General features: G+C 64.0%; 9 protein-coding genes. 6 read left to right on the forward strand and 3 right to left on the reverse strand.

What is annotated here, in order from left to right:
* Window positions 1-86 precede the first annotated feature (86 nt).
* Entirely contained in the window at window positions 87-1586 is a 1500-nt protein-coding gene (locus F0M18_RS02445) for an alpha/beta hydrolase domain-containing protein (RefSeq protein WP_223177885.1), read from the forward strand.
* A gap of 56 nt (window positions 1587-1642) precedes the next feature.
* Window positions 1643-4135, forward strand: coding sequence for a penicillin acylase family protein (locus F0M18_RS02450; RefSeq protein ID WP_149609783.1), 2493 nt, complete (start codon window positions 1643-1645; stop codon window positions 4133-4135).
* Window positions 4136-4256: 121 nt separating this feature from the next.
* Here F0M18_RS02450 and F0M18_RS02455 read toward each other — a convergent pair whose 3' ends face one another.
* The gene (locus tag F0M18_RS02455; RefSeq protein ID WP_149609784.1) at window positions 4257-5228 is read right to left on the reverse strand and encodes a glutathione S-transferase family protein; all 972 of its coding nucleotides are present in this window, start codon (window positions 5226-5228) and stop codon (window positions 4257-4259) included.
* Between the two features lie 126 nt (window positions 5229-5354).
* Window positions 5355-6233, reverse strand: a complete 879-nt coding sequence (locus tag F0M18_RS02460) for a LysR family transcriptional regulator (protein WP_149609785.1) — start codon at window positions 6231-6233, stop codon at window positions 5355-5357.
* 78 nt (window positions 6234-6311) lie between these two features.
* On the opposite strand from F0M18_RS02460, the gene F0M18_RS02465 reads away from it, so the two are divergent.
* The 4 genes from F0M18_RS02465 to F0M18_RS02480 all read left to right on the forward strand — a co-directional run bounded on the left by F0M18_RS02465 (window position 6312) and on the right by F0M18_RS02480 (window position 11279).
* The gene (locus F0M18_RS02465; RefSeq protein WP_149609786.1) at window positions 6312-7418 is read left to right on the forward strand and encodes a glutathione S-transferase family protein; all 1107 of its coding nucleotides are present in this window, start codon (window positions 6312-6314) and stop codon (window positions 7416-7418) included.
* Between the two features lie 108 nt (window positions 7419-7526).
* Entirely contained in the window at window positions 7527-8582 is a 1056-nt protein-coding gene (locus F0M18_RS02470; protein ID WP_149610105.1) for a Fe(3+) ABC transporter substrate-binding protein, read from the forward strand.
* Entirely contained in the window at window positions 8573-10240 is a 1668-nt protein-coding gene (locus F0M18_RS02475) for an ABC transporter permease (RefSeq protein ID WP_223177886.1), read from the forward strand. Before F0M18_RS02470 ends, F0M18_RS02475 begins: the two co-directional genes overlap by 10 nt.
* Before the next feature lies 1 nt (window position 10241).
* On the forward strand, window positions 10242-11279 hold the full coding sequence (locus tag F0M18_RS02480; protein ID WP_149609787.1) for an ABC transporter ATP-binding protein: 1038 nt from the start codon (window positions 10242-10244) through the stop codon (window positions 11277-11279).
* Window positions 11280-11488: 209 nt separating this feature from the next.
* Here F0M18_RS02480 and F0M18_RS02485 read toward each other — a convergent pair whose 3' ends face one another.
* Window positions 11489-12523 carry a medium chain dehydrogenase/reductase family protein gene (locus F0M18_RS02485; RefSeq protein WP_149609788.1) on the reverse strand — a complete coding sequence of 345 codons (1035 nt, stop codon included), beginning with the start codon at window positions 12521-12523 and terminating at the stop codon, window positions 11489-11491.
* Window positions 12524-12567 lie beyond the last annotated feature (44 nt).

Consider the following 12567-nt stretch of genomic DNA (forward strand, 5'->3'; position numbering starts at 1 on the left):
CACCTCGATACGGCCGGGAGTCGCTGGACTTTTAGCGCGGTCACGGGGCATATTACGGTCACGTGCCAGAATAAGGATGAATCATAGTGCGCAGCATCAAAGCTCTCTTTTCCACACTGTTAGTAACGTTTTTTGTCGCCCTTACCGGGTGCAGTGACAGCAGTGACCGCCCTCCGCAAAACAACAATCCGTTTCTTCCCATAGCTGATCCCGCAATAGAAAATCCACCGGACGAGGGCGAGTTTTTCCTGCAGCTGACCAATTTCCCGCTGGCTGACCTCGGTTACCGCTCACGCGAGTTTTTCCTTTCCGGCACGGCGACGGCCTTCGTTAACCTCGAGGAACTCGGCAGTGATGGCCGCTGGAGCGCAGAGCCGGCGGAGACAGCCGACTACCGGACGCGGGTTGTCGTGGTCCGGCCCGAGAATGACGCCGAGTTCAGCGGCACCGTGTTCGTGGAGTGGCTGAACGTGACCAGCGGGTTTGATATTGCCCCGAGCTGGAATGCCGGTCGCACCGGCCTCCTGCGCGACGGCCACGCCTGGGTAGGCGTATCGGCACAGTTTGTTGGCATCGAAGGCAGCGACCGCGGCATCGTGCCTTTCCACCTGAAGGCCATCAACCCGCCACGTTACGAGTCACTGCTGCACCCGGGCGACAGTTTTTCCTACGATATGTTTTCCCAGGTTGCACAGGCCCTGCGCAATCCGCTGGATGTAGACCTGCTGGAAGGGCTTTCACCCCAGCGCCTGATCGCCATGGGTGAATCACAGTCCGCCAGCCGGCTCACTACCTACATCAACGCGGTGCACCCGCTGTACAACGCCTTCGACGGCTACCTGGTGCACAGCCGCGGCGACGGCAGCTCTGCCCTGGCACAGGATCCGCAGACGCCCATTCCCACCCCGGAAGTGGTTACCATCCGCACCGACCTCAACGCGCCGGTGCTGAACTTCCAGACCGAGACCGACATCCTGTTCCTGGGCTTTGTCAGTGACCGCCAGGATGACAGCGACACCTTCCGCCTCTGGGAGGTTACCGGCACGGCGCACGCCGACACCTACACCACCCTCATCGGCTTCGACGACCGAGGCGACGACCCGCAGTTCGCTGTCGTGGTGGAGGAGAACGCCGTCGCCGAAGGCCTGGTGACCTGCCCGGTGCCGCTGAACAACGGACCGCACCCCTGGGTCTTCAACGCCGCCCTGGATGCGCTCAACACCTGGGTGCGCGATGGTGTGGCACCACCGCAGGCCGAGCGACTCGCCCTGAACGACACCCAGGACGCCTTTGTACTGGATGACAACGGCAACGTGCTGGGCGGCATCCGCACACCCTACGTGGATGTTCCCGCGGCGCGCCTGTCGGGCGAGGGCCAGGCGGGCGGCAGCTTCTGCTTCCTGTTCGGCACCACGGAACTGTTCGATGCCGCCACCATGGCCATGCTCTATGTGGACAAACAGGGCTATGTCGACGCGGTGGCCGAGTCTACCGATGACGCCGTCGCCGCGGGCTTCCTGCTGCCACCGGATGCAGAGCGCATCAAGGCCGCGGCGGCACTGCAGTGGGATGCCCTGGCGCCCTGAACAGCACGATAACAACAACCTGGTTTACACCTGACAAGCTACCGCGAGGACGCACCATGCGCACATTACACCGTATCTCGGCAGTCGCCCTGCTGAGCCTGGCTATCACCGCCTGCAGTGACTCATCGGACAGTAATGGCCCGGCTGAGCCACCTGTCGAGCCCCCCGTGCCGCCTCCGGTCGAGCCGGTCTTCTCCGCGGAAATCCGGCGCACGGAATACGGCATCCCCCACATCAAGGCCGACAACTGGGGCAGCCTGGGATACGGCTATGGCTATGCCTACGCGCAGGACAACTACTGCGTCACCATGCGCGAGGTAGCGCTGGCCAGTGGCCGCTGGGCGGAACTGACCGGTGACGGCATCGACAATGATTTCCTGTGGCGCTACATCAACGGCACGCGTGACGAGTTCAGCGAGAACTTCTACGTCAAGCTGCCACAGCGCGACCGCGACCTGATCGACGGCTTCGCCGCGGGCATGAGCCGCTATCTCGATGAGACCGGCACGGATGCGCTGCCGGAAGGGGAAGCAGGCTGCCGCAATGAACCCTGGGTGTACGCCTTCGACGGTATCGACCTGATGATGTACCTGCGCAAGATAGCCCTGCAGGCCAGCACCGACCAGGGCATCGTGCGCGACGCCATCCTGCGCGTGCAGGGTCCGGACGCCATGCAGACGGCCAGCGCGGCGCAGCTGGGCGTGCGCGCCGGACTGGCGCAGGACCTGCTGGCCATGGGCCGCGCTATCCGTCCTACCGAGGTAGGCAGTAACGCCATCGCCGCGGGCCGTGACGCCACCCAGGATGGCGGCGGCCTGCTGCTGGGCAACCCGCACCAGCCCTGGAACGGCAGTGGCCGCTGGTACGAGGCGCACCTGACTATTCCGGGAGAATACGACGCCGCCGGCGCATCGCTGCAGGGCCTGCCCTGGATCGGCATCGGCTTCACCCGGGATGTCGCCTGGACCCACACTGTGGACTACGCTACCCGCTTCACCCTGTATGAAGTGCGGCTGAACCCGGATGACCCGATGCAGTACGAGTACGATGGCGAGATGCGCGACATTACCGCCACCACCGTGCAGGCACAGCAGTTGCAGGAGGACGGCTCCCTGGAAACCCTCGAGCGCACGTTCTATAGCACCCAGTACGGCCTGGTCATCGACCTGGCCGGCGTCAACCCGGCGCTGGGTGGCTGGCCCACGGCGGCGGGCACACTGATGACCATGCGCGACGGCAACCTGGACACCGGCCTGCGCTCACTGCAGCAGTGGGTGGAAAAAGCCCAGGCCACCAACATGGAGGAATACCGGACCGCGCTGCGCTACATCGGCAACCCGGTGTTCCATGAGTTCGCGGCGGACCGCCACGGTAATATGTTCTATGGCCAGATCAGCGCCGTGCCCCACGTGGACCAGGCCAAGCTGGATGAATGCCTCAACGGTATCGGCGGGCTGATCGCCGCGGTCACCACCAACGCCCTGATCGGGCTCGACGGCAGCCGTTCGGATTGCGAATGGGGCGAAGACGCTGACAGCCCGGAAGGCACCAACCTGTTCGGCCTCGAGGCGCACCCGCAGATACTCGGCACCGGCACCGCCGGCAACAGCAACAACAGTTACTGGCTCACCGATGCCACCATGCCGCTGGAGGGTTTTCCCTTCGTGTTTGGCTGGATGGGCCACGAGGGCAACCAGCAGTTCCTGCGCACGCGCATCACCCACAGCATGATTGCCGACCGACTGGCCGGCGAGGATGAACTGAGTGAGACGCCCCTGTTCGACGCGGATACGCTCAAACGCCTGATGTACAGCAACCGCGTGCACGCAGCCGAACTGGTGCTCGACGATGTGCTGCAGATCTGCGCCGACTACCTCAACAGCCCCGACGCCGACCCCGCCAATGGGCCCATGCTCACAGAGACCTGCGAGGTGCTGGGCAACTGGGACCGCCGCGTGAACGTGGATAGCCGCGGCGCGCAGGTGTTTACCGAATTCTGGAGCGGCATCCGCGACGAGTACGGCAGCCAGTTCCAGAATGTGGTTGTCAGCGATGAGTTCTGGGCAGTGGACTTCGACCCGGCCAGGCCGATCACCACCCCCGCCGGTATCGACACGGACATCGCCGCCAACCGCGACCTGGTCATCGACAAGCTGCTTTACGCCTACCAGCGCCTGAACGAGGCCGGTGTGCCGCTGGATGCGCCCTGGGGCGAGGTACAGTTCCTCGAACGCAACAACGAACAGGTGCCCATCCACGGCGGCGCCGGCACCATGGGTGTGTTCGGTGCCATCAGCGCCAGCCTGCAGGAGGGCGGCTACAAGAACCCGCGCGCGGGCAACTCCTACATACAGGTGGTATCGTGGGACGAGAGCGAGTGCCCCATAGCGGACACCATGCTGACCCACTCCCAGAGCGTGCGCCCCGACTCAGACCACTATGCCGACCAGAGCAGGCTCTATGCCGAGAAGCGCTGGGTGCGCTTCCCGTTCTGCGAGCAGGATATCCAGGCCGCGCAGATCGGCGAGACATTGATTATCGAGGAATAGCGCAGCACCGCGACGTCCTTGCCGGGCCCTATCGCCAGGGCCCGGTCTCTCACCGTCGCACCGTGGCAGTCTCGATGAGGCAGTTGCACTGCGCCGGTCGCACTCCGCCGCGTGCTGCTGATCAGCCGCGGTGGTGCGGGCGCGTAAAGTCGATGTCCGGGCCCAGCGGCACCACACCGGTGGGATTGATGGTGCCGTGCGAGGCGTAATAGTGCGTCTTGATATGGTCGAAGTCGACGGTCTCGCTCACACCCGGCAACTGGAAGATATCCCGCACGTATCCCGGCAGGTGCGCATAATCCTCAAGCCGCTGGCGGTTGCACTTGAAGTGGCCGTGGTACACGGCGTCGAAACGGATCAGCGTGGTGAACAGGCGGATATCCGCCTCGGTGAGCTGGTCACCGACCAGGAAGCGCTGCTTCGCCAGGTGGGCATCGAGTGCGTCCAGTTCGGCAAACACTTCCGCATAGGCCTCCTCGTAGGCCGCCTGGCTGGTGGCGAAACCGGCGCGGTAGACGCCGTTATTTACGCGCGGGTAGATGCGCTCGTTCCAGCGCTCAATGTCCTCGCGCAGGGCTTGCGGATAATAGTCATCTTTATTACCGGTAATGCCATCGAAGGCGCTGTTGAGCATGCGGATGATTTCCGAGGATTCATTACTGACAATGGTATTGCGCTGCTTGTCCCAGAGCACCGGCACGGTCACCCTGCCGGTATAGTCGGGGGCCGCATCTGTGTACACCTGGTAGTGGAAGTCGCGCCCTGCCAGCGCGTCGCCGGTGCTGCCCTCATCCCGGTTAAAGGTCCAGCCATTTGCCAGCATGATCGGACTAACCACAGATACGTCGATGGCATCTTCAAGGCCCTTGAGTGCGCGCATGATCAGCGTCCTGTGCGCCCAGGGGCAGGCCAGGGAGACATACAGGTGATAGCGCCCCGCCTCTGCGGCAAAGCCCCCCTCGCCTTCCGGCCCCGGGGCGCCGTCAGCGGTCACCCAGTTGCGAAAGCGCGCGCTCTCGCGCTTGAAAGAACCCCCGGTGGACTCGGTGTCATACCATACGTCCTGCCACTGACCGTCTACCAACATACCCATCGCCATCTCTCCTTGCTGTTGTGGTGGGGAACCTCCCCGGCAATGGCTATACCTTATGTTCGCAATAAGCGAATTAAAATCGCATTTTATTGGCTATTAGTTTCGTTTTATTAGAATTATATGCTGCTACCGGCAGGCCTGTAGCAGCAGTTCACCCAGGTGCAGGGTGGCGGGACCGGCCCTGTCCCTGTCGGCATACACCAGGTAGACCTCGGTATATCGCGCACTCCCCTGCTCCAGCGCCAGCGGCTGCAGGCGCCCGGCCGCCAGCGCATCACTGATTCGCAGCGCCGGTAACCACGCGAAGCCCATACCCCGCTCTATCATTTCGATGGACGTGGCCACGTGGCTTACAGTCCAGCGCTGCTCCGCACCCAGCCAGCCCGAGTCGGTGCTGCTGTCCTGGGCAGAATCCCGCACCACTATCTGGCGCTGCTGCTGCAGGTCCGCCAGTGCAGGCGCCCTGCCCAGCTGGTGCAGCGGATGCTCGGGATGGGCGACCGCGATGAACTCGGCCCGCATCATGGGCTCCCCCACAAACCCGCCGGGCACGTCACCGGTGACCAGCAGATCCACTTCGCCGGCAAGCAGGCGCTCGTTGCCCCCGGACAACACCGTTTCCAGCAATTGCACACGCGTGTGCGGGTAGGCATGCGACAGCGCCTGCAGTGCATCGGCGAGGAAGCGATTCGGATAAATCGCATCCACCGCGATGCGTATCTCGGCTTCCGTGCCACAGGCCAGGCTGGCCGCGATCTCTTCCAGCTTGCCGGCCTGGTCCAGCAACTGCTCGGCCCGGCGTAACATCAATTCCCCGGCTTCGGTGAGCTGTGCCTTGCGTCCAACGACCTCCAGCAGCGGCAGGCCCAACAGGTCCTCCAGCTTGTGTACGGCGTGGTTGATCGTGGACTGGCTTTTGTGGATGGCTGCGGCCGCCTGGGCAAAACCGCCGTGGCGCACCACCGCCTGCAGCATGCGCCATTGTTCGAGCGTGGTCTTGTTCATTATGATAAAACCCTGTCCTATCTGCCTGGGAGTGTACGCGATTAGCGCCTACGCAAAACGCATCAACCGGTACCCGACATGAATACAACCCATCCCGCCATGACTCTCTACGGGCTGAAGGTATCCTACTTCACCGGGAAGATGGAGAACTACCTGCGCTACAAGGAGATACCCTTTAGCTACCAGTCGATGACCGCTGAGCACTTCGAGCGCATCATCCCGGAGGCGACAGGCGCCCGGCAAATGCCCGCCATACAGCTGGCCGACGGGCGCTGGATGACCGACTCCACACCGATGATCGAATGGCTGGAGACCCAGTGGCCCCGGCACAGTATCTATCCCGACGACCCGCTGCAGGATTTCGTCTGCCGGCTGATCGAGGACTATGCCGACGAGTGGCTGTGGCGACCCGCCATGCATTATCGCTGGAGCTTTGCCGCGGGCCGCGCCATGCTCGGGCACCTCATTGTCGATGAAATGGCACCCACCACCCCGCTGCCCCGCGTCCTGATACGCTGGTCGGTCAGGCGGCGGCAGAAAAAATATTTTGTCGACGGGGACGGCGTCACGAGACAGACCCGCGCGCACGTGGAACAGGGCTACCTGCGCTTACTCGACATACTGGAGCGCGTGTTCACCCAGCGGCCCTTCGTCTTCGGTGAGCGACCGACGCTGGCGGACTTTGGTCTCTCCGGGCCGCTGTTCCGGCACTTTGCCAATGACCCCGACCCGGCCATGATCATGCGTGAACGCGCGCCGGCGGTGTACGCCTGGACAGCCAGGTTGTGGCGCACACGCGGCTCTGCCTGCGGTACCGGGCTGGTCACCGGGATACCGGATGACCTGCTGCCGCTGCTTGCCGAGATCGGTGCCACCCACCTGCCCAACCTCGTTGCCAACGCCGCGGCCCACGCGCGGCAACAGCGCGAGTACTCGGTGGCACTGCAGGGCACAAGTTATACCCGGCTGCCGGTATCGCAATACCGCGTCTGGTGCCTGGAACGGTTGCAACACCGTGCCAGGGCGCTCCCTGAAGAGGTCGCGGCACTGGCGCGCCCCCTGCTGGAGGCGCAGCAGTGCTGGCAGCCCCTTTGGCAGGACGCGATGGTCAGCTCCGGTTATGACCCGGACCAGCAAGTGCCCTTCGGCCGCGGGCTGCCGGTTTATCATGTGCCCGGGCCCTGAGCGGTGCACGGGTATCGGCGGCACAGAACGGCCGGGCAAATTACCCTTGCGCCCGCGCCAATAATGAGAATAATTAGCGTTCTCAAACCAGACCAAGCAGGAACCATGATGCAAATACGTCGTCCACGCACCATTACAGGCCTGGCCCTCTTCTCGATCCTCACGGGCCTGCTACTGGGCGCAGGCGCCGCTGCGGCAGGCGAAATCAATGTCTATTCCGCGCGCAAGGAAGCGCTGATAAAACCCCTGCTGGACCAGTACAGCGCCGAGACCGGCACCAAAGTTAACCTGGTGACGGCGAAAGGGGACGCACTGCTGACGCGGCTGCGCAGTGAGGGCAGCAACTCACCTGCGGATGTCCTGATCACCAGTGACGCCGGGCGTCTGTACCGGGCGCAGGAGGCCGGCGTGCTGCAAGCGGTGGAGTCGACGCAACTGAACGCCGCGATTCCGGCCAATCTGCGCAGCCCCGAGGGCTACTGGTATGGCCTCTCGGTGCGAGCGCGCGCCATCGTCTACGCGCTGGATCGGGTCCAGCCGGGAGAACTGAGCACCTATGCAGCGCTGGCGGAGCCCAAATGGAAAGGCCGCATCTGCGTGCGTTCCTCTGGGAATATCTACAACCAGTCGCTGGTGGCCGGCATGCTGGCCACCGATGGCGCCGAGCAAACCGATACCTGGCTCAAGGGCTTTGTCGCCAATTTCGCGCGCCCGCCGCAGGGTGGCGACCGCGACCAGATTGCCGCTGTTGCCGCCGGCCAATGTGACCTCGCCCTGGTGAACAGCTACTACCTTGGCGGCATGATCAACTCCGGGGATGACAGGCAGCGCAGCGCGGCGCAGCAGGTCGGCATCTTCTGGCCGGACCAGGATGGACCTAACCAGGCCGGCCGGGGCACCCATATCAATGTCAGCGGCGCCGGCGTCACCGCGGCCAGCAAGCAGCCCGCCGAGGCGATCAAGCTGATCGAGTTCCTCGCCCGTGAAGACAGCCAGCGCTGGTATGCCGAGAGCAACAACGAGTACCCGGCACGTGCAGGCGTCGCACGCAGCGAACTGCTTGCGTCCTGGGGCGAGTTCAAGGCAGACCAGGTCAGCGCCAGCGAACTCGGCCGCCTCAATGCGCAGGCAGTGATGGCCATGGATCGCGCCAATTGGAAATAGGTGCAGACGCACACACCAATCGCTCACTGTTGCAGCTCCCCCGGATGACGCGCTGGCGCCTGGCACTGGTTGCCACCGCGCTGCTGTTGAGCCTGCCGGTGCTGGTCATCCTGGGCAGTCTCGCACTGCCCTTCAGCCCGGTATGGCATCACCTGATTGAAACCGTCCTGTCGGACTACGTCGTGAATTCCCTGCTACTCATGGCCGGCGTGGGTGCCGGCACCTTCCTGCTGGGCGTGTCCATGGCCTGGCTGGTGGCCATGTGTGAGTTTCCCGGGCGCCGTTTGTTCAGTTGGGCCCTGCTGTTACCCATGGCGATGCCCGCCTACATCATCGCTTACACCTACACCGGCATGCTGGATTTTTCCGGGCCCTTGCAAAGCTGGCTGCGCGACAGTTTCGGTTGGCGTTACGGGGACTACTGGTTCCCGCAGATTCGCTCCCTGGGCGGCGCCATCTGCATGCTGTCGCTGGTGCTCTACCCCTATGTCTACCTGCTGGCGCGCACCGCCTTCGCCGCGCAGTCCACCGCCCTACTGGAGGCCAGTCGCAGCCTGGGGCTGGGTGCCGGCAGAACCTTTTTCAGCGTGGGCCTGCCGATGGCCAGGCCCGCCATCGCCGGCGGTGTCAGCCTGGCGCTGATGGAAACCCTGGCCGACTTCGGCACCGTGGACTATTTCGGCGTCAGCGCCTTCACCACCGGCATTTTCCGTACCTGGTACGGACTGGGGGAGCTCAACACCGCGGCACAACTGTCCTCGTTCCTGTTGCTGTTCGTATTCACCCTGTTCGCAATCGAGCGCAGCTCACGCGGGCGTATGCGCTTCCACCACGCCGCCACCCGCGGCCAGGTAACGCGCATACAACTGCAGGGCTGGCGGCAGATTGTGTGCACGGCTGCGGCCGCCTGCGTGGTACTGGCCGGTTTCGCCTTGCCCGCAACGCAGTTACTGCTGTGGGCTGCCGGCCCCGGCAGCGCGCAGTTCGATGCCGCATTCTTCGCGCTGGCGGGCAACACCTTCATGCTGGCAGCGCTGGCCAGTTGCTGCTGCCTGGGGGTGGCTCTGCTGCTGGCTTACGGCAAACGCCTGCACCCGCACCGCGTGGAGACGGTTGCCGTGCGCACGGCGGCGATGGGCTATGCCGTGCCCGGCACCGTGATCGCAGTAGGCGTGCTGGTGCCGTTTGCCTGGCTGGACAACCAGGTAGACGGCTTCCTGCGGGAACACTTCGGTATTTCCAGCGGGCTGCTGCTCAGTGGTTCGCTGGCGGCACTGGTATTTGCCTACCTGGTGCGCTTTCTCGCGGTGTCGCTGCAATCGGTTGAGGCCGGGCTGGCGCGCATCCGGCCCAGCCTCGACGACTCGGCGCGCTCCCTTGGCGCCAGCCCCGCCTCCGTGCTGCGCCGCGTGCATGTGCCCATGCTGCGCGCCAGCCTGCTCTCGGCGCTGCTGCTGGTGTTCGTCGATGTGCTCAAGGAGCTGCCGGCAACGCTGATCCTGCGCCCCTTCAATTTCAACACCCTGGCGGTGCGCACCTACGAGCTGGCCTCTGATGAGCGCCTGGTCGACGCCGCCGCGCCCGCGCTTGCCATCGTTCTGATCGGCCTGCTACCTGTTATCCTGCTTAACCGCGGCGCCAGAGCCGGGAATGAATGAGATGCCGAGACAACTTGAGCTGCAGTCCGTGTCCGTCAACTATGGCGATGTCGTCGCGGCAAAAGACATATCCTTTGGCCTTGGCGCCGGAGAGATCGGCTGCCTGCTGGGCCCCTCCGGCTGTGGCAAAACCACTTTGTTGCGTGCCATCGCCGGCTTTGAACCGGTGTCCGCAGGCAGCATCAGCCTGCACGGTGAGTTGATCTCGAGCCCCTCACACAATGTCCCGCCGGAGCAGCGGCGCGTGGGCATGGTGTTCCAGGACTTTGCCCTGTTTCCACACCTCAGCATCGAGGACAACGTCGGCTTCGGGCTGCGCACGCTGGCACGCCGGGAGCGGCGCAGGCGCGTCGAGGAACTGCTTGAACTGGTTGGCCTGGGTGACTTCCACGCCCGCTTCCCACATGAGTTGTCGGGCGGACAGCAGCAGCGCGTGGCGCTGGCAAGGGCGCTGGCACCGGAGCCGGAAATCATCCTCCTGGATGAACCCTTCTCCAGCCTGGATAGCGCACTGCGCGAGACACTGGCGGTGGAGGTACGCGCACTGCTGAAGGCGCGCAACGTCACCGCGGTACTGGTCACACACGACCAGCACGAGGCCTTTGCCATGGCCGATTCCATCACCCTGCTCAACGAGGGTGAGATCGTGCAATCGGACTCCGCCTACAACCTGTACCATCACCCCAGGACCCGGTTTGCCGCCGCCTTTATCGGCGATGGCGCCCTGCTCACACTGACCGCCGCGGATGACAAACAGTGGTTGCCCGAAATCGGCCTCAGCCCGGACAGCGAGACCGGGCACCCTGAACCCGGGGCGCTGGTACAGGTACTGGTGCGGCCGGAAGACGTTGTTTATGACCCGCAAAGCCGCGTGCAGCTGACGGTATTGCGGCGTGCATTTCGCGGCGCCGAGTTCCTCTACACGCTGGCCCTGCCGGATGGACAGCAGGTGCAATGCCTGGCCTCAAGCCAGGTCGACGTGGCCACGGGTGAGGCCCTGCCGGTGCGCTTCAACCAGCGTCATATTGTGCTGCTTTAGAACTAGTGTACTTCCGGGTGATCGCGGCTGTAGCCGCTCCTACAGCGGCTTTGCCGGATCCGTAGGAGCGGCTACAGCCGCGAGGGTCTTGGCGCGCGCCTGGGGTTCGCGGCCGTGGCCGCTCCTGCAGGGGCTTTGCCGGATCCGTAGGAGCGGCTACAGCCGCGAGGGTTTTGGCGCGCGCCTGGGTATCGCGGCCGTGGCCGCTCCTACAAGGTGTCGTCAGCGCAGCGCAGCACCACCTTGCCGGCGATCTCCGCGGCGTCGATTTGCCGGTGCACCTCTTGCACCTCCTGCAGTGGCACCACTGCCTGTATCGCGGGCTTGAGTTTGCCCCCGACCAGCATGCCAAACAGGGCGGCGACGTCTTCTTTGAACTCCTCGGGATGTTTCTCCCGGCGTGTCTGGATGTTGTAGAACACCGAGGCGCGGCCATCGGGGATCAGACGCCAACCGGCCATGAGCTTGAAAAAGCCCCACAGCAACGAAGGCACCTTCTCCTCGCCGGTAGTCAACTGCAGCGCCCCGAACGCGATCAGGATGCCACCCCGCGCGACACAGCGGTAAGAGCGCGACCAGTTCTTGCCGCCGATGGTATCGAACACCGCGTCGACACCCCGGCCATTGGTATCCGCGAGAATGCGTTCGACAAAATCCTCCCGCCGATAATCAATAGGCGTGGCACCAAAGCCACGCACCAGTTCATGCTTGGCCGTCGACGCGGTGCCGTACATCTGTAGCCCCATCTCGCGTCCCAGTTCCAGCAGCGCGGTACCCACCGCCCCGCCGGCCGCATGCACCAGGCAGGTGCTGCCGGGCTTGAGCTCCCGTATACGGGTCAGCATCTGGTAGGCGGTGGTATAAGACAGGATCATCGCCACTGCCTCAGCCGGATCCAGGCCGTCCGGTGCCGGCACCACACGCTCTGCATCAACACAGAGATACTGGGTGTAGCCGCCAATTACCGGCATATCGGCCACGTACTGCCCCACCGCCAGGCCCTTCACGTTGGACCCGAGCTTGTCCACCACGCCGAACCAGTCATAGCCCGGGGTAAACGGCGGTTTTTCCTTCACCCCCACGTACTGCCCCTGACGGATAATCGTATCGGTAAACCCGGTGCCGGCGGTGAGCACCTTTACTCGCACCTCGCCTGCCGCCGGCTCTGGCAGCTGCTCTACTGTTTCCAGTTGCAACTGCTCCGGTCCGCCAAATGCTTTCAGATTCACTCTGTTATAGCTCACACGCCTGCTCCCTAATCATTTTAGCCATGCACCTTATCGCGCAA

The organism is Pseudohalioglobus sediminis, assembly GCF_008370495.1.
Taxonomy (GTDB): Bacteria; Pseudomonadota; Gammaproteobacteria; order Pseudomonadales; family Halieaceae; genus Halioglobus.